19 protein-coding genes are annotated in these 19,080 nt (G+C 36.9%); 13 read left to right on the forward strand and 6 right to left on the reverse strand.

Going from position 1 to position 19,080, the window contains the following annotated elements; all coding sequences use genetic code 11:
* Positions 1-141: 141 nt before the first annotated feature.
* On the forward strand, positions 142-627 hold the full coding sequence (locus tag QNJ52_RS05865) for a GNAT family N-acetyltransferase (RefSeq protein WP_283722085.1): 486 nt from the start codon (positions 142-144) through the stop codon (positions 625-627).
* Positions 624-1,034 (forward strand): hypothetical protein, encoded by a 411-nt coding sequence (locus QNJ52_RS05870; protein WP_219493579.1) that lies wholly within the window; start codon positions 624-626, stop codon positions 1,032-1,034. Before QNJ52_RS05865 ends, QNJ52_RS05870 begins: the two co-directional genes overlap by 4 nt.
* 103 nt (positions 1,035-1,137) lie before the next feature.
* Here the strand turns inward: QNJ52_RS05870 and QNJ52_RS05875 are convergent, their stop codons facing one another.
* Positions 1,138-1,926, reverse strand: a complete 789-nt coding sequence (locus QNJ52_RS05875) for a TerC family protein (protein WP_283722086.1) — start codon at positions 1,924-1,926, stop codon at positions 1,138-1,140.
* Between the two features lie 231 nt (positions 1,927-2,157).
* Complete coding sequence (locus QNJ52_RS05880; protein ID WP_283722087.1) at positions 2,158-2,763, reverse strand: DedA family protein; 606 nt, start codon at positions 2,761-2,763, stop codon at positions 2,158-2,160.
* A gap of 173 nt (positions 2,764-2,936) precedes the next feature.
* Here QNJ52_RS05880 and QNJ52_RS05885 point away from each other — a divergent pair, with 173 nt between their 5' ends.
* Complete coding sequence (locus tag QNJ52_RS05885; protein ID WP_219493582.1) at positions 2,937-3,266, forward strand: hypothetical protein; 330 nt, start codon at positions 2,937-2,939, stop codon at positions 3,264-3,266.
* Positions 3,267-3,359: 93 nt separating this feature from the next.
* Complete coding sequence (locus QNJ52_RS05890; RefSeq protein ID WP_120786227.1) at positions 3,360-4,598, forward strand: aminoacyltransferase; 1,239 nt, start codon at positions 3,360-3,362, stop codon at positions 4,596-4,598.
* A gap of 48 nt (positions 4,599-4,646) precedes the next feature.
* On the opposite strand, the gene deoD is transcribed toward QNJ52_RS05890, so the two are convergent.
* Together deoD and modB are read right to left on the reverse strand one after the other, a co-directional pair.
* Entirely contained in the window at positions 4,647-5,363 is a 717-nt protein-coding gene (deoD, locus tag QNJ52_RS05895; protein ID WP_120786226.1) for a purine-nucleoside phosphorylase, read from the reverse strand.
* A 105-nt stretch (positions 5,364-5,468) separates the two neighbouring features.
* Positions 5,469-6,146 carry a molybdate ABC transporter permease subunit gene (modB, locus tag QNJ52_RS05900; RefSeq protein WP_283722088.1) on the reverse strand — a complete coding sequence of 226 codons (678 nt, stop codon included), beginning with the start codon at positions 6,144-6,146 and terminating at the stop codon, positions 5,469-5,471.
* Positions 6,147-6,268: 122 nt separating this feature from the next.
* Here modB and QNJ52_RS05905 point away from each other — a divergent pair, with 122 nt between their 5' ends.
* Positions 6,269-7,426 carry an acyl-CoA dehydrogenase family protein gene (locus QNJ52_RS05905; RefSeq protein WP_283722089.1) on the forward strand — a complete coding sequence of 386 codons (1,158 nt, stop codon included), beginning with the start codon at positions 6,269-6,271 and terminating at the stop codon, positions 7,424-7,426.
* A gap of 10 nt (positions 7,427-7,436) precedes the next feature.
* On the opposite strand, the gene QNJ52_RS05910 is transcribed toward QNJ52_RS05905, so the two are convergent.
* Positions 7,437-8,351 carry an EamA family transporter gene (locus QNJ52_RS05910; protein ID WP_283722090.1) on the reverse strand — a complete coding sequence of 305 codons (915 nt, stop codon included), beginning with the start codon at positions 8,349-8,351 and terminating at the stop codon, positions 7,437-7,439.
* A 154-nt stretch (positions 8,352-8,505) separates the two neighbouring features.
* Between QNJ52_RS05910 and QNJ52_RS05915 the strand changes: the two genes are divergently transcribed.
* Both QNJ52_RS05915 and QNJ52_RS05920 read left to right on the forward strand, forming a co-directional pair.
* Entirely contained in the window at positions 8,506-9,417 is a 912-nt protein-coding gene (locus QNJ52_RS05915) for an ABC transporter substrate-binding protein (RefSeq protein ID WP_283722091.1), read from the forward strand.
* A gap of 111 nt (positions 9,418-9,528) precedes the next feature.
* A complete protein-coding gene (locus QNJ52_RS05920) occupies positions 9,529-10,077 on the forward strand; it encodes a biotin transporter BioY (protein WP_283722092.1) in 549 nt (182 codons plus the stop codon).
* A 39-nt stretch (positions 10,078-10,116) separates the two neighbouring features.
* Here QNJ52_RS05920 and fdhD read toward each other — a convergent pair whose 3' ends face one another.
* Positions 10,117-10,905, reverse strand: coding sequence for a formate dehydrogenase accessory sulfurtransferase FdhD (gene fdhD, locus QNJ52_RS05925; protein ID WP_283722093.1), 789 nt, complete (start codon positions 10,903-10,905; stop codon positions 10,117-10,119).
* Between the two features lie 206 nt (positions 10,906-11,111).
* On the opposite strand from fdhD, the gene QNJ52_RS05930 reads away from it, so the two are divergent.
* From QNJ52_RS05930 to QNJ52_RS05955, 6 genes are read left to right on the forward strand one after another with little or no spacing between them, the layout of a single operon-like run.
* Positions 11,112-14,786: a nitrate reductase subunit alpha gene (locus QNJ52_RS05930; RefSeq protein ID WP_481817292.1), complete on the forward strand. Its 3,675-nt coding sequence runs from the start codon at positions 11,112-11,114 to the stop codon at positions 14,784-14,786.
* Positions 14,776-16,326, forward strand: coding sequence for a nitrate reductase subunit beta (narH, locus tag QNJ52_RS05935; RefSeq protein WP_219493591.1), 1,551 nt, complete (start codon positions 14,776-14,778; stop codon positions 16,324-16,326). Before QNJ52_RS05930 ends, narH begins: the two co-directional genes overlap by 11 nt.
* A complete protein-coding gene (gene narJ, locus QNJ52_RS05940; RefSeq protein ID WP_283722094.1) occupies positions 16,319-16,897 on the forward strand; it encodes a nitrate reductase molybdenum cofactor assembly chaperone in 579 nt (192 codons plus the stop codon). Before narH ends, narJ begins: the two co-directional genes overlap by 8 nt.
* Positions 16,890-17,564, forward strand: coding sequence for a respiratory nitrate reductase subunit gamma (gene narI, locus QNJ52_RS05945; RefSeq protein WP_099483331.1), 675 nt, complete (start codon positions 16,890-16,892; stop codon positions 17,562-17,564). The genes narJ and narI overlap by 8 nt, the downstream gene beginning before the upstream one ends.
* A gap of 34 nt (positions 17,565-17,598) precedes the next feature.
* Positions 17,599-18,057, forward strand: a complete 459-nt coding sequence (locus QNJ52_RS05950; protein WP_219493593.1) for a GAF domain-containing protein — start codon at positions 17,599-17,601, stop codon at positions 18,055-18,057.
* Positions 18,044-19,075 (forward strand): sensor histidine kinase, encoded by a 1,032-nt coding sequence (locus tag QNJ52_RS05955; protein ID WP_283722095.1) that lies wholly within the window; start codon positions 18,044-18,046, stop codon positions 19,073-19,075. Before QNJ52_RS05950 ends, QNJ52_RS05955 begins: the two co-directional genes overlap by 14 nt.
* The last annotated feature ends 5 nt before the right edge of the window (positions 19,076-19,080 follow it).

The raw sequence follows: 19,080 nt of genomic DNA on the forward strand, positions 1-19,080 counted from the left end.
AATATAAATATTAATAATTTATAATATCAAATACTTAGAAGAAAGATTAAGACATGCCTGTCATTCCAACAACTCAATATGTATAGATTAACCATAAAATAAACTTTTATAAATAATTATAAAGATATAAGGAAGGATAGCATGAATTCTAAAATAAGAAGTATGACTGAAGATGATATTCCAAAGATACAACACATTGCAAAACTCAGCTGGCATGATACATATGAAGGAATAATACCGCTTCATATACAAGATAATTTTTTAGAGATGGCCTACAGTTCATCTATGTTAGAAAAAAGGTTAGCGTTGACGAAAATGTATGTAGCAGAATTCGAAGATCAAGTTGTAGGCTTTGCAAATTTCAGCAAACCAGATGAGAATGGTATAGCTGAACTGGCTGCTATTTACTTACTCCCGGACTACCAAAATTTAAGGATAGGTAGCGCGCTTATAAAGCATGGAATTTCACAGATGGAAGGAATAAAGTTTATAGACGTTGTAGTAGAGAAAGAAAATAAGGTTGGCTATAATTTTTATAAAAAATTTGGTTTTTTAGTACAGGACGAATTTGAAGATGATTTTGACAGTCACATATTGAAGTCGGTAAAAATGAGGTTAACATTATGAATACATTCCATATAGCTCTTAAACGTTTACCTGAAGAAGTGCAGGAGATGATTATGGACAAAAAGTTAAATGATGTACTTATGTATTTTATGGAACATGAAGTACAAGATTATTATTTGATGAAATACTTATCAAATATTGCACATCTTAAAGATGAAGTAGAATATCATGAAATGGTCGCAAGTATTTACCATTTTCATTTCAACTATGAAGTTGATGCATATGATGCAGCTTATTATCATTACTGGCGTTCGTTAGAGCTTACATCTTTTAACGATATAGAATTATTAGAAGAGTTTCTTCAAATTCTGGATGAACCTGATTTTGATATTATAGAAGAGGAAAATATTGAATATGTAAAAAATCAGATCAGACTATTAGAAAAGGAGTCTATTATCAGAATTTGATGATACGATAAAACCCCAACATATAAATGTTGGGGTTTTATCATAGTCTTTATAGAGTACGATTCTCTCATATCATTTGTTGCCTATAGAATATCATATTTCATTATGAATGACTTCTCTTGTTCTGTCTTGCGCTCGTAATAAAGCCGATTGCTAATATTGAAAGTAGTACACCCCAGAAGATTAACTGCCATGGTAATGAATGTGGGAAATCATGTGGTAATACGTGTATCGAATCATGTGCGAGCACCAGTACAACAAGTTTCACACCGATCCATCCTACAATAGCGAATGCTGCTGCTTCAAGTCCTGGATATTTCTCAAGCAACTTGATGAAGTATGTTGCAGCGAATCGCATTAAGATAACACCTAACATTCCTCCCGTAAACATTACTGCAAATTGTCCTGCATTAAGTCCCATAAAATCCGGACCAACGTGAGGTAGTGTAACAGCAATTGCGATTGCTGCAAGCATTGAGTCGATTGCAAAAGCTATGTCTGCGAACTCAACTTTCAGTACAGTCATCCAGAAACCGCTGCCTTTCGATTCGTTACCTTCTTCTTCAGCAATATTCGGTACGGATGGATCATCTGCGTGATCTTTCTTTTTAAAGTATGTGTATAAACTCTTCGCGGACATAAATAGCAAGTATGCTGCACCAGCTGCTTGTATCCACCAGTACTTCGCAAGTACTGTAATAAAGAATAGTGCAATTAATCTAAACACAAATGCACCGACTAAACCATAGAATAAAGCTTTCTTTCTTTGTTCTTCAGGTAGGTGCTTTACCATTACTGCCATTACGATGGCATTATCTGCTGCTAGCAACCCCTCTAATAATACTAATACGACAATTACCCATGCATATGCTAATAAAATACTTGGATCCATATGTTCACTCCTTAAATTTTGAATATAAAAAGACCCATGCCAAAAAGTATTGGCAAAGGTCTCGCTGAATGTACATTCTTATAATGCCGGAAGTGTGTACTTCGTAATGACGACATTATAATCGGGTTACCCCTTAGCTACTCCCCTTCGACATAAGTCTTAGGATATTCGATTGATTTGATATAACTATAGCACATATTTTTTTAATTTACCATGTTAATGAAATGGTAATTATTTTTTGCGTTTATACAGATAGATAACGACTGCAATTATCAGTATTGCCATTACGATATAAAGTACATTAGAGTACATATCAAAATATTGCAGTACTTTCTCCCAGTTCTGTCCAAGCGCCATACCTAAGTATATGAGAACGGCATTCCAGGTAATTGTTCCGACTGTTGTGTAGAGTATGAAAGGAACGATGGACATCTGACTGAGTCCTGCCGGGATAGAGATTAAGCTTCTGATAAGGGGAACAAAGCGACATAAGAATACTGCTGTATAACCATATTTATTGAACCATTTGTTTGCTTTATGAATATCTTCGATGTCGAGTCTTAAGATGAAACCATATTTATCGATAATCTTTTCTATTCTTCTGAGGCCTAGGATATGACCTAAATAATAGAGGATGACTGCACCTCCAACTGCGCCGAGCGTAGAAGCGATGAGCATTCCAGCAAATGATAGTTTTGGGGACTGATCAACCATAAATCCGCCAAACGTTAATATAACTTCTGATGGAATCGGGGGAAACACATTTTCAAGTAGGATGAGTAAGAACACACCAAAGTAACCGAACTGTTCCATGACATCCATAATCCATTGCTGCATAATAGCCTCCATATAATTCTGTATAAAAGTAATATAACCCAAATGTTTAGGTTTATAAAACGAAAACAAATAGGTATGGCAACGATTTTAAGTGATTTAAAACAAATCGATATCATAAATAGGATAGAAAAGGGTATATTTAAAACAAATAAAAATTATTTTAGGAGGATATTATGGCACAATTTAGAAAAATATCAGAAGAAGAGTTATTTCCAACGGAACAATTAGGACCAGAAATCGAAGGGACGGTATTATTCCCGACACCTAATGGTATGAGTGAATTGCAAGGTGCGTACATTGCAACAAGTGAACGTTTATTTATGAATGTTGATATGGGAGAGCGTGTTTATGAACGAGTGGTTGGCATGCATGAAATTCACGGAGTTGCAAGTGAAGAGGATACATTGACTATAACGTTCGATATTGGACCGATTAAGATGGTGAATTTAAATGCTGAAGAATTGCGAGTTTTTACTGACTTTCTACAAAGTTATATTAAATAAATGATTTCAAAGCAGAGTATATGGTATCTCTGTCGTTTTCATGTGGTGAATGTTATATTAATAATAAACAGTTAAATAGAGAGGGAGTACAAGATGAAGTTTTGCGAGTTACAACCAGATGAATTTGAATCCTTTGTGAATGAGCATTTCAGTCATTACACACAATCAAGAATTCATTACGATTATAAAGTTGAGCATAATGAACCTGTACATATTGTTGGGGTTAAAGAGGGAGATGAAGTACTTGCTGCATGTCTATTAACGAGTGCACGCGCTTTTAAGTACTTTAACTATTTCTACTCGCATCGTGGTCCTGTGATGGATTATTCAAATAAGGTGCTTGTTGATTTATTCTACACAGAGCTAAGAAAGTATTTAAAATCACATAATGGTTTATTTGCATTGATAGATCCACATATTATTATGAACTATAGAGATCACGACGGTAATATTACGGAGTCAAATGATGTGGAAGGCTTTATTGGACAGATGGAAGGTTTAGGGTACCACCATCGTGGATTCCCAGTTGGGTATTCTAATGATTCACAAGCCAGATTCTTATCAGTGCTTAATCTTGAAGGTAAATCTGAAGATGAATTATTAAAGGAAATGGAATATAAAACGAGACGTAACATTAAGAAAACGTATGAGATGGGTGTTCGTTTAAGAGATTTATCGGTTGAAGAAACAGATAAATTCTTTGAATTATTTCAGATGGCTGAAGATAAACATGGTTTCTCGTTCAGAGACTTTGATTACTTCGTTAAGATGCAAAAGATATACAAAGATCAATGTAGGCTTGTATTAAGTTACATTGATTTAGATGAGCATCTTGATATTCTGCATAAAGATTTAAAACAGAAAGAAAACGAATATAATAAAGAGAAATTGAAGTTGGATGAAAACCCTGGCTTCAGAAAATTACGTAATAAAGTTGATCAGCTTTCCAAAGCAGTTGATAAAGAGAAGAAGAAAGTTGCAGAAATTGAATCTTTAAAGCAGACAGATGGCAGAATTCTTCACTTAGCAAGTGCATTGTATATTCATAATGAACATGAATTATATTATTTATCAAGTGGTTCTAATCCTAAGTATAATCAATTTATGGGGCCCTATAATATGATGTTTGAAATGATTAAGTATGCCAAGAGCCTGAATTTAAAAACTTATAATTTTTATGGTGTAACGGGTGTATTCACTGAAGATGCTGAAGATTATGGTGTACTTAAATTTAAGAAAGGCTTCAATGCACATATTGAAGAATATATTGGAGACTTTATTTTACCCCTTAGCCCGTTTTATAAATTATACGAACTAAAACAGAAACTCTAATTAATAAGCCGATACTTCTTAGAAGTATCGGCTTATTGATCTATTGTATTACTCTACGATTTCTAATGCGATTTCCATCATATTAGTGAATGATGTTTGACGCTCTTCAGGTGTCGTTTCTTCGTGTGTTAGTAAGTGGTCGCTTACTGTGAAGATTCCAAGTGCACGAACGTCTCCACCAGCATAAGCAGCATTCATGTATAATCCTGCAGATTCCATTTCAACAGCTAAGATGCCCATTGAACGCCATTTATCAGTTGCGTCTTCATTCGCATTGTAGAAGATATCTGATGATAATACGTTACCAACGTGACTGACAGCACCTTTTTCATCAGCTAATTGTTTCGCACGTGCAAGTAAATCGAAGTTAGCGATTGGTGCGAAGTGACCAGGTAGTCCGTATTGCGCCACGTAGTTAGAGTCCGTTGATGCACCTTGAGCAATGATAATATCGTATACGTTAATATCTTCTTGCATTGCGCCACAAGAACCTACACGAATTAAATTTTTCACACCAAAGGTATGAATCAATTCATAAGAATAGATGCCGATAGACGGAATCCCCATACCAGTACCCATAACTGAGATACGCTTTCCTTTATAAGTTCCAGTGTATCCGAACATATTACGTACTTCATTAAATTGAACAACGTCTTCTAAATATGTGTCTGCAATAAACTTAGCGCGAAGTGGATCTCCAGGTAAGAGAATTGTTTCTGCGATTGGATTGTTTTCTGGTTTAATGTGTGGTGTTGATTTAGACATTATGTTTTCTCCTTTAATAAATATATTTGATCACTTTTAGTCTACCTTACAATGCTATCTTCTTTCAAGCAAAGGTATTATAAAGTGTAGGTTTATAGAGATTTATTATTTTCTTAATCGTTGTGTGGCGATCATCATGAAGAATGACATCACAATCATTATGAAAACCCAGGCGTATGCAAGATGCAAATCATTATTTTCAATTGCTACATATATTGCTGTCGGCATCGTCTCGGTAACACCAGGTATATTGCCGGCGAATATAAGTGTTGCACCGAACTCTCCGATTGCGCGTGCAAAGGCTAACAAAGTTCCAGTTAGCAAGGCCGCTCTCGATAAAGGTAAAGTAATATGTGTAAACATGCGAAACTTTGAAGCGCCATCAAGCTGGGCAACATGATATAAATTTTCCGGAATCTGTTCTATACCTATTTTTATTGATTGATACATTAATGGTAAAGCGACAAGAGTAGATGCGGTAATAGCGGCATAAATTGTAAAGATAATTGGCTGGTGAAAGAGTAGGTCTATAAATCTCCCCATTACGCTTTGTTTACCAAATAAGATGAGCAGTAAAAATCCTACAACGGTTGGAGGAAGTACCATTGGCATCATAATGATAGCTTCTAAAATCGTCTTTCCTTTAAAATATTTCCTGGATAATAAATAATGTAATAAAAGTGCCAATACGAAACTTAATATTGTTGCACTCACTGCGACTTTGAGCGAGATGATTATGGGTGATATAAAGTTTTCGTCATTTAATAAACTGGATAAAGTCATATTTTTCGTCCTAATTGTTAATTTGTTAATATCATTATATATGATTATATGAATACACGCTTATCGAAAATGATAGTTGTAAATAAAAGTGTTACAATTTCAATGAGAGGAGAATGACAGCAATGGAAAATGAATTATTTCTTGAAAGCAGCATCGAATTAAAATGGAAAGCATTATTCGAAGCAAACAGAGAGTGGTTAGAACGAACGGCCGCAGAAGCTGATAAAAAAGGAGTGCTTAACAATCAGCTTATCGATTGGTTGATTAAACATGAGTATCACATGCTAACTTTGCCTGTTGAACATGGTGGTGCTGGGTGTAATATTAAAGAACTTATCGTGATTCAGTCTTTACTTGGATATTATGATGAATCAACAGCCTTATCCATTGGTTGGCATCTTGGTGTTGTGGGAGAAGTATTTGAGTTAAACCTCTGGTCGGAAGAGATGATGTTGCAATTTGCTGAAGACGTAAAAAAGGGTGCAATCACGAATCGCGTTGTATCCGAAAGCGAGATGGGAAGCCCGACGCGAGGAGGTCGTCCTTCTACGAATGCGGTACATGCTGGAGAGAAGTATGTAATTAATGGCACTAAGACCTTTGCATCCATGAGTCATCGTCTGACGCACATGCTTGTAGGAGCTTACGATACTGAAGCGTCTGCTATGGGGTTCTATTATGTCCCAGCTGATAGTGCTGGTATTGAAATCGTTGAGACATGGGATACGTTAGGGATGCGTGCAACGGCTAGCCATGATGTCATTTTTAATGATGTGAACATCAATGAACGCAACAGAGTTGAAATTAATAAAGAAAAGCTTGCGAATCCATGGTTGATGCATATTCCGGCAGTTTATCTTGGTCTTGCACAACGTGCACTAGATGAAGCAGTACAATTCAGTAAAACGTATCAACCAAACTCTTTGCAGACGACCATCAGTGAACTTCCTCATATTCAGGATAAACTCGCTAAAATGGAGATGCTGATGATGCAGTCTCGTCATTTCATTTATCATGCATGCGATATGCACTTGGAAGGTAAGACAGAACATCTCGGACTTACATTCCAGCTGTCAAAACATATCATTGTCAATAATGGACTTGAAATTATTGATTTAGCAATGCGCGTATTAGGGGCAAAGAGCCTGGAACGTACAAGAATATTAGAAAGAATATTAAGGTCGATGAGAGCAGGCCTGCATAATCCACCGATGGATGATGCTGTTGAACGCAATATTGTGACTCAATTATTAAAAACACATGAAATCAATGCGCATTAATGCATTGATTTCATGTGTTTTTTTGTACTTTTTTTTCTTTAGAATTAATGATGGATATAAAGAGGACGACACCTAGTATAATCATCATTCCAATAATCTGAATAAAATTAAATGGCTGTTTCAGCCAAAGGATACTCACGATAATAGCGGTAAGTGGTTCTATACATCCAAGTAATGCAGTAAGTTGTGGATCGATATATTTCACGCTTAATAAATATAAGAAGAATGCAAGTGCAGTTCCTACGATAATCACAAAGATTAAATATCCGATGGCCACACTTCCCATCGCAAAAGGGTTAATATACCAATGTCTATTGAAAAGACTGATAAATATTCCTGCAAAGAGCATTGCCCATCCAATAATAACTAATGGTTTATTATGAACAAATAGTCGTCCAGCATACATTGTGTAGAATGCAGCTGCCACTGCGCTGAGCAATCCCCAGATGATGGCTTTGGGTGGGACGACAACGTTATTAATATTACCACTTGTAAGAAGTAGAAAAGTCCCGAATGTAGATACAGCGATGACGATAAAATCAATCAACCTAAAATTAATTTTACGTGTGCTAAGCAAATAAATTAAAATGACAATAGGTGCTAAATACTGTAGTAAAGTAGCGACAGCAGCATTTCCGGCTTCTATTGAGGCAAGAAAAGTATACTGTACTGCAAGCATTCCGAATATTGAATATATAATTAGATGTATCATAGTATAGCGATCTTTAAAGAGGTTGAAAATATTTTGTTTTCTAATAACAGCAAGTAGCAATAAGAATAATCCACTGAATATTAATCTTACAGTAATAAACCAATCAAGAGGAAGTTTAAAAGTCTGGAACATTTGTTGTGATACTGTCCCGCCTACACCCCAGAATATTGCCCCTAATGTAACAAGAATGATGCCTTTTGTCGTATTATTCATGATAGCCCTCCTTAAATTGCATATTACCTCGATTATAGAGATAGAATATATGAAATTCAATGTAATAAAAGATATAAAAAAGATATTGCTTTTGTCAATGATTGTTCATATAATTAATTGGTAATGATAATCAATATCAATTGGAGGGAAAGTAATGAAAAAAATATTAATATTATTCATCGTATGTATTATCATGCTCGCAGCATGCGGGAATAAAGATAGCAAGAAAGAGCAAAAAGAAACAACAGTAGAATTTAAAACAGATAGCGGCAAAACAATAAAAATTCCAAAAGAACCAAAACGTATCGTTGTTATGGGTGCAAGCTATGTTGGGAATTTAATTGATTTAGGTGTTACTCCGGTTGGAGCAGATCAATATGCATTCCAATCTGATATATTAAAACCGAAGCTTAAGGGTGTAGAACAGTTAAATCCAGGCGATGTTGAGAAAGTCGCTAAACTAAAACCAGATTTAATTATTTCATTTGATACTGATAAAGATAATAAGAAGTATGAAAAAATTGCACCAACAATTCCTTTTACATATACAAAGCATGATTATTTAGAAGTACACGAATTATTAGGAAAAATTGTTGGTAAAGAAAAAGAAGCAAAAGCATTTGTGGATAAATGGAATAAAGAGACGAAAAAAGATGGTAAAGAAATTAAAAAACATCTTGGTGAAGATAAAACTTATTCTATCTTCCAGTTCTTCCAAAAAGAAATCTATGTGTATGGCGATAACTGGGGCCGTGGATCAGAAATTATTTATCAAGCGTTTGACTTGAAGATGCAGGATAAAATTGTTAAAGATGTTAAACCGACAGGATGGAAGAAAGTTTCTTCTGAAAGTTTGAGTAGCTATGCAGGAGATATTGTACTCGTGTCAAGTGATGCAGGGTCTGCTACAAATACAGTAACTGAATCTAATTTGTGGAAGAACATGGATGCAGTTAAAAATAACCGCCTCGTTGAATATGATGCTGAAGATTTCTGGTTTAATGATCCAATTTCTTTAGAACATCAAAGAAAAGTTCTGAAAGACAAGTTAATGAATTTGAAATGATGAATGGCTGGATATTCCAGCTATTTTTTTATATCCATTGTTAACTTTTTGTACTAAAAGGTTAACGAATAGTGTAGAATAAGTTTATTCTGTTGAAATGAGGTTTAAGAAATGAAATTGAAAGATTTAGTGATTATCGCAATGTTTGCAGCTTTAATCTCTGCGATGGGTATTATCCCTCCAATTCCTGTGCCTGGTTTGCCTGTTCCGATTGTTCTTCAAAATTTAAGCATAATGCTGGCAGGCTGTTTGTTAGGACGTAAGAAAGGTACGTTTGCTGTATTATTATTCTTGTTGCTTGCAGCAGTGGGTGCACCTGTATTATCTGGTGGCCGCGGAGGATTCGCATTATTTTTCGGTCCGACAGGTGGCTATTTATTATCATATGTTATTGTTGCCTATTTAATCGGCTTATTTACAGATAAGATGAGACACTTTTCAGTGTGGAAAGTATTTATTGTTAATGCGCTTATCGGTGCAATTTTATGTAATTTAATTGGTGGGGCATTCATGGCGCAAAACTTAAAAATAGATCTAATGAAAGCTTATACTTCTGTATTGGTTTTCTTGCCAGGAGATTTTATTAAAGCATTACTTGCAGCACTACTTGCTGTATCTTTAAGAAAGAACCCACAAATAAAAAGAAGTTTAAATATATAATAAAAAGCGCTTAATCGGCGCTTTTTATTATGCAGAAATTTATATAATTAAGCGTTCGGGGTGACTGTATACATTAAAGCTATCCTCTCTTATAAATCCAATTGCGGTAATGTTTAAATCATCGGCAAGCTTAATTGCAAGATCTGTCGGAGCAGATTTACTTAATATTATCCCTACACCAATTTTAGAGGCTTTTATCAGTATCTCAGAAGAGATTCTACCTGAGAATATTAATATTTTATCTTTAATCGGGATGCGATTTAATATGCAATGCCCATATAGTTTATCCATTGCATTATGTCGACCGATATCTGTGCGGTGTAAGTAGAAGGCATCGCTATCGCTGATTGCTGCGTTATGTAGGCCTCCCGTTACTTGAAATGCTTTACTTTCACTTTGAAGATGCTGCATCATACGAATGACTTCACTTGGCGTAATCGTCTTCTCAGTTGTAGATACTTTAGACGTTTGCATATCATTAACAAAATAAAACTGTCTGCTTTTCCCACAGCAAGAACTGATCATACGTTTTGAGTGATTTGCATGAATCGAATGTATCTCACGCGTGAGTGTAATATGACACAGTCCTTTAGAATCATCAAGATGGAATTTCTCGATATCGCTAAACTTTCTTATCATACCTTCTGAGGCTAGAAACCCTATGATAAGTTCTTTCATATAATCAGGTGTACACACTATTGTTGCGAATTCTTCGTTATTGATATAAATCGTTAATGGGAATTCAGTAGCAATCTGATCATGCTCCTCACGTAATCCGTCACGATTATACTTCAATATATTATTTGTAACATAAACTTCATGCGTCATTATGATTCCCCCCTTAATTATATCATATCAAATTAAGCACATAACGTATTTGACAATTGCTTCAAAATAAAAATTTTGAATATATTATTGAACGGTTATCTATAGGGATTCCCCTACACACTTTAGGACATTCCCCAATGGCTCTAACTTGTGAAGAGTTTCATAATCTAAAGTAAGAGGGCGAATGTCTAAAAGGAGTGTTATAAATGGCAATTGGAACAGGATTACGTTTCTTTAAACCAACAGAAAAATTCAATGGAAATTGGTCAGTATTAGAAGAAAAAAGTCGCGAATGGGAAAAGATGTACCGTCAGCGCTGGAGTCACGATAAAGTTGTAAGAACAACGCATGGCGTAAACTGTACAGGTTCATGTTCATGGAAAGTCTTCGTTAAAAACGGCATTATCACATGGGAAAATCAACAAATCGACTATCCATCATGTGGTCCGGACATGCCTGAATTCGAGCCTCGTGGCTGTCCACGTGGTGCTTCATTTTCATGGTATGAGTATAGTCCGTTACGTATTAAGTTTCCTTATGTTCGCGGGGTGTTATGGCGCATGTGGCAAGAAGCTTTAGAAACGATTGGAGATCCCGTACGTGCCTGGCAGTCAATTGTAGAAGACGAAGCAAAGGCGAAGGCATATAAACAAGCACGTGGTATGGGTGGTCATGTCCGTGTGAACTGGCGTGAAGTAACGCAGCTTATTGCAGCACAATTAATTTATACGATCAAGAAATACGGTCCAGACCGTATCGCAGGTTTTACGCCAATCCCTGCGATGAGTATGATTTCATATGCATCAGGTGCGCGTTTCATCTCGTTACTGGGTGGGGAAATGTTATCGTTTTATGACTGGTACGCAGATTTACCGCCAGCATCTCCGCAAGTTTGGGGTGAGCAGACAGATGTTCCAGAATCGAGTGACTGGTATAATGCCGGATATATTATTATGTGGGGTTCTAACGTACCACTAACACGTACACCAGATGCTCACTTTATGACAGAAGTAAGATATAAAGGTGCGAAAGTTGTATCAGTAGCACCAGACTATGCTGAAAATGTTAAGTTTGCAGATAACTGGTTAGCACCGAATCCTGGTACCGACGCAGCACTTGCACAGGGTATGACACATGTAATACTTGATGAGTTTTATGAAAAACGTCAGGAACCGATGTTTATTGAGTATGCAAAACAATATACAGACATGCCGTTCTTAATTATGTTAGATAAACATGAAGATACATTGAAAGCAGGACGTTTCTTACGTTCGAGTGATTTAGGAGATACTTCTGAGCATAGTGAGTGGAAACCAGTCGTATATGATGATTTATCGGAATCAATCGTTGTGCCTAACGGTACGATGGGACAACGCTGGGAAAAAGATGTGAAATGGAATATTAAATTAGAAACAGCAGACGGTACAAAAATTGATCCTGCAATGACTATTAAAGATAAAGGTCATGAAGTTGTTGAGGTTGTGTTCCCGTTCTTTGATAACGCAGGTAATGGAACATTCAAACGTCCGATTGCAGCGAAGAAAGTCACACTTGATGATGGTACAGAACAATATGTTGCTACAATTTATGATTTAATGTTGTCTCAATATGGTGTAAACCGTTTTAACACAGATTTAGAAGCAAAAGATTATGATGATGAAAGTTCTATCTATACACCAGCTTGGCAAGAGAAGATTACAGGTGTAAAACCATCCATCGTTGTTCAAGTTGGACGTGAATTTGCACAAAATGCAATCGACACTGGTGGACGTTCAATGATTATTATGGGCGCGGGTATAAATCACTGGTTTAACTCAGATACAATTTACCGTTCAGTATTAAACTTAGTTACATTATGTGCAACACAAGGTGTAAATGGCGGAGGCTGGGCACATTATGTCGGTCAGGAGAAATGTCGTCCGATTGAAGGATGGTCCACAATTGCATTCGCAAAAGATTGGCAAGGACCACCAAGATTACAAAATGCAACGAGCTGGTTCTACTTTGCTACTGATCAATGGAAATACGAAGAATCTGGTGTAGATGCATTAACATCACCACTTGCAGAGAATGTAAAACATCAGCATCCAGCAGATTATAACGTGCTTGCTGCACGTCTGGGATGGTTACCGTCATATCCGCAGTTTGATACGAACAGTTTACTGTTCGGAGAAGATGCGCGTGAAGCCGGCAACTTTACGAATGAAGAAATATTAAAACGTGCAGTTGAAAGCGTGAAATCACGTGAAACGAAATTTGCAGTAGAAGATCCCGATAATAAGAAGAACCACCCGAAAACATTATTCGTATGGCGTTCTAACTTAATTTCTTCTTCAGCAAAAGGACAGGAATACTTTATGAAACATCTATTAGGTACAAAGCATGGATTACTTGCTGAACCTAATGAAACAGAAAAGCCTGAAGAAGTCGTATGGCGTGAAGATACTGAAGGTAAGCTAGATCTACTAATAGCACTTGATTTCCGTATGACAACAACGCCACTTTACGCAGATATCGTATTACCAGCTGCGACTTGGTATGAGAAACATGATATATCTTCTACAGATATGCATCCGTTCGTTCATCCATTTAATCCAGCCGTAGATCCACTTTGGGAATCAAGAAGTGACTGGGATATCTATAAATTTATCGCGAAGACGTTCTCTGAAATGTCAGAACGTCACTTAAAAGGTACATTCAAAGACGTTGTCACTGCACCACTTGCACATGACTCACAGCAAGAAATTTCTACACCTATGGGCATTGTTCGTGATTGGACTAAAGGTGAAGTAGAAGCAGTTCCGGGTAAAACGATGCCAGGATTTGCGATTGTAGATCGTACGTATACGGAAGTGTACGACAAATATATATCAGTAGGACCTTTGCTGGAGAATGGTAAAGTAGGCGCGCACGGCGTAAGTTTCAGCGTTAAAGAAGAATACGATGAATTACGCTCGATGGTGGGTACGTATGAAGATGATACAGTGAAAAATGGATTGCCAAGAATTGATACAGCAAAACGCGTTGCAGATGTTATTCTGAACGTTTCATCGGCAACAAACGGCCATGTATCACAAAAATCATATGAAGATCTTGAACGACAAACAGGTATGGAATTAAAGGATATTTCAGCAGAACGTGCAGCTGAGAAAATTACATTCCAGAACATTACAGCACAGCCACGTGAAGTGATACCAACTGCAGTATTCCCAGGTTCGAACAAATTAGGTCGTCGTTATTCACCATTTACGACGAACATTGAACGACTCGTTCCATTTAGAACGTTAACAGGGCGTCAAAGTTACTATATTGACCATGAAGTATTCCAGCAATTTGGTGAATCACTGCCTGTATACAAACCGACATTACCACCAATGGTATTTGGCACGAAAGATAAGAAGATTAAAGGTGGCGTAGATAGTTTGGTTTTACGTTACTTAACACCACACGGTAAATGGAATATTCACTCAACATACCAGGATAATCAACACATGTTAACATTATTCCGCGGTGGTCCAACAGTATGGATCAACAATGAAGATGCAGCACAGCATAACATTAACGATAACGACTGGTTGGAAGTATATAACCGTAACGGACTTGTTACAGCTCGTGCTGTGGTTTCTCACCGTATGCCACGTGGTACGATGTTCATGTATCATGCACAAGATAAACATATTCAAACACCAGGGTCTGAAATTACAGATACGCGTGGTGGTTCACATAATGCGCCAACACGTATTCACTTGAAGCCAACGCAACTTGTTGGGGGTTATGCACAAATTAGTTACGGATTTAACTATTATGGTCCAATTGGTAACCAACGTGATGTTTACGTTGCTGTACGTAAGATGAAGGAGGTTGATTGGCTTGAAGATTAAAGCACAAGTCGCAATGGTAATGAATTTAGATAAATGTATCGGGTGTCATACATGTAGTATTACATGTAAAAGTACCTGGACGAATCGTCCAGGTGCTGAATACATGTGGTTTAACAACGTAGAGACAAAACCAGGTATCGGCTATCCGAAGCGCTGGGAAGACCAGGAAGTATATAAAGGTGGCTGGCAGTTAAACAGCAAAGGAAAATTAGAGCTTAAATCAGGTTCTAAACTTTCTAAAATTGCTTTAGGGAAAATCTTCTACAACCCAGATATGCCTGAAATGAAAGACTATTATGAGCCATGGACTTACAATTATGCTAATCTTACGAACGCGAAAGAACAAAAGCATTCACCAGTCGCAACGGCTGAATCATTAGTATCAGGTAAAAAAATGGACTTACAGTGGGGCCCGAACTGGGAAGATGACTTAGCTGGTGCGCACATCACAGGACCAACAGATCCAAACATTCAAAAGATTGAAGAAGAAATTAAGTTCAATTTTGAACAGTCGTTTATGATGTACTTACCACGCCTATGTGAACATTGTTTAAATCCATCTTGTGTGGCAAGTTGTCCGAGCGGTGCAATGTATAAACGTGATGAAGATGGTATCGTACTTGTAGACCAAGATGCTTGTCGTGGATGGCGTTATTGTATGACTGGCTGTCCTTACAAAAAAGTTTACTTCAACTGGAAAACGAACAAAGCTGAGAAATGTACCTTCTGTTTCCCGCGTGTTGAAGCAGGACTTCCGACAGTATGTTCTGAAACATGTACGGGACGTATGCGTTATTTAGGTGTATTACTGTATGATGCTGACCGTGTATTAGAAGCAGCGACTGTAAAGGATCCGCAAGATCTATATCAAGCACAACTCGATTTATTCTTAGATCCTCATGACCCAGAAGTGATTGCTCAGGCAGAGCGTGATGGTATTGCACAAGACTGGATTGAAGCAGCACAAAACTCACCAGTATATAAGCTTGCAATTGAATACAAACTCGCATTCCCATTACACCCTGAATATCGTACATTACCAATGGTATGGTACTGCCCGCCACTTAGTCCGATTATGAACTACTTTGAAGGTAAAGATTCTATCAAGAACCCAGATATGATCTTCCCTGCAATTGAAGAGATGCGTTTACCAATTCAATACTTAGCAAACATGTTAACCGCAGGAGATGCACAAACTGTAAAAGAAGCGTTGCAACGTATGGCGATGATGCGTAGTTACATGAGAGCCGTTTCAAGTGGTAAAGACTTCGACGCGTCACGTTTAGACCGTATCGGCATGACAGCGCATCAAGTGAAACAAATGTATCGATTACTTGCAATTGCAAAGCATGAAGACCGCTTTGTCATCCCGACATCACATAAAGAAGGATACATGAATACGTATAGCGCTCAAGGTGGCGAGGGTTATACAAGCGATAACTTCGGCGCAGATTGTGACGGTTGTGGTCCAGTACCTGCTGGTAAGTCTGGTAAAGAAGTTTATGAAGATAACTTCTATGGAGGTATTTGGCGTGATTGATTTAAATAAACTTTATGATTATAAACGTGCATTTGGATTCTTTAGTCACCAGCTCGTTTACCCAGAAAAATTAAATTTTCATCCAAGAGAATTCGACGGGGTGTTTGCAGAGGATCATCCTGCTTATGAAGCAATCAATCAGTACTGGAATAATATGCATGAAATTAGCTTGTCTGAAATTCAGGAAGTGTATACGTCGACATTTGACTTTGAAAAGAAGACGACGTTATACATGACATATGTTAAATTCCAGGATAAGAAAGAACGCGGACAAATGCTTGCACGACTTAAAGTATTGTATGAAATGTTTGGACTTGAAATGCCTTCATCAGAACTGTCAGACTTCTTGCCATTAATGTGTGAATTTATTTATGCAGCGGATTGGCGCGGAGATGAACGTGCAGAGGAAAGCATGGGGTTGTTATTAATGGTCATTGAAGATGGTACGTATAATCTGCTGCAAGCATTAGAACATATTAAGAGCCCATATTATCATTTAATCTTGGCGATAAGAGAAACATGTAAGGCATGTTTGATTAAAGATGAGAATGAGGTGACGTTAAATGGGTAATCAATTATTGTGGGTAATATTCCCCTATGCGTGTATTGCGATTTTTATTATTGGTCATATTTTTAGGTTTAAATATGATCAGTTTTCATGGACGGCAAAGTCAAGTGAGTTTGTAGAGAAGAAGTCGTTGATGTGGGGGAGTATTTTATTCCACTTAGGAATTATCCCGGTTATATTAGGGCATGTCGTAGGTCTAGGTATTCCTGCAAGCTGGTTGCGTGCAATTGGTGTGAGTGATCATTTATATCATATCGGTGCCGTATATATCGGAAGCATCTTCGGAATCGTCACGCTTATTGGTATGTTATTGTTGACAGCACGTCGTGTAACAAATGAAAACGTAAGAAAGCTAAGCTCGTTATCAGACATTCTTGTTAACTTTCTATTACTATTCATCGTATTTATCGGCTGTTATTCAACAATCGTAACGAATGCTACATTACCAGACTTTGATTATCGTAATACAATCTCTGAATGGTTCCGCGGATTATTAATATTAAGACCTGAAGCAGGATATATGGAAGGTGTTCCATTATCTTTCAAGATTCACGTAATCACAGGATTCTTAATTACAGCATTGTGGCCATTTACTCGTCTTGTCCATGTATGGAGTGTACCTGTAAACTATGTCGGACGCAGTCACATTATATATCGTAAACATAAATAATAAGTTATAATCAGAAGGCAAAGGAGTGTAAATGATGCATGATTATCAAGCGATGATAGACCAGCTTAGAGAATCACTGAATGTAGATTTTATCGGACTCGCGATGCCTTCTGATTTAATTTTACAGACAGATATTCACTGGCGCCATGTTTCGGGTGAAACAAATGAACGTTACAAGAAGATTGAACTAAAAAAAGGTAAGGGTGTCGCCGGTATCGTAATTAAAACAGGGCGAGACTGGATTGAGCTTGATATTGAATCCAGTAGTTTGAATGCACACCTATTTGATTTTCCGATTATTCGTTTTGAAAAGTTAACGAGTTTTATCGCTGTACCATTATGGAAATACAATAAAGTTGCAGCTGTACTTCTTATTGGGAATAGAAGTAAACGTCCGTTTACTTTAACGATGCATGAACAGCTCAAAAAAAGTCTTGAGCAAGGACTCGGTACTTTTTATTGTAAGGATGTGATCAATAGTGTCGAAACTTGAGCGTGAAATAAATGATGATGGATTGGTTGATGCCTTTTATAACGATACCGATGAACTCATCATATTTATAGATGAAAAGAACAATATACTCACAATGAATCAAGCCGCTCAAAAAGTGATTGATTTACATGACAATATTGATGGTCTGACAAGAAATCTTTGTCGCACATGTTTAGGAGTTACAAGTGAAAATGCAATAATGGAGTGCAGAGACTGTTTTATTAAACGTGAACAAAATAATCAGTCGTTTCAATTATTTCTAAAAGATGAAAATGGGGAGCCTAAACCGTATTCAGCATCTTACGTCGTGCTAAAAGAAAATAACGGCACTAAAGTACTGACATTGCAAAATATTTCCCAGCAAATAAAAACGCAGGAAATTCTTCATCAGAAAACAATTACACAAAAAATTATTAGTGCGCAGGAAAATGAAAGAAAAAGAATCTCACGAGAATTGCACGATAGTGTGATTCAAGAGTTGCTTAATGTATCAGTTGACATTCGTTTGATGAAATATAAGACTGAAGAAGAGAAAGAGAAGCATCTTCAGATGATGGAAGGCTCAATCGCACGACTAATGGATGATATACGCAATCTATCCCTAGAGTTGAGGCCTTCTTCTTTAGATGATCTTGGTTTAGTAGCAGCATTTAACTCTCATTTTAAGCAACTTGAAAAGAGCTATGGTCTTGAAGTTAATATGGATGAGGATATAGGCAACATTCGTTTTTCTAATGAGATAGAAACAGCAGTATACAGAATTACACAAGAAGCAATACTGAATGCCTTAAAATATGCGAATGTCGATGAAGTAAATGTATTTATACAAAAAGATGAAACTGAATTAACAGTAGAAATTAGCGACAGTGGAGATGGGTTTACACCAGGAGATACACCAAAAGGATCCGGACTCGGATTCTTTGGTATGCAAGAACGTGCGGCTATCGTCAATGGGTATGTTGAGATTAATAGCGAAACAGGAAAAGGTACGTTTGTAACGTTAACCATCCCACTCTAGGGGGA

Source organism: Macrococcus sp. S115 (assembly GCF_030067655.1).
Classification (GTDB): Bacteria; Bacillota; Bacilli; order Staphylococcales; family Staphylococcaceae; genus Macrococcoides; species Macrococcoides psychrotolerans.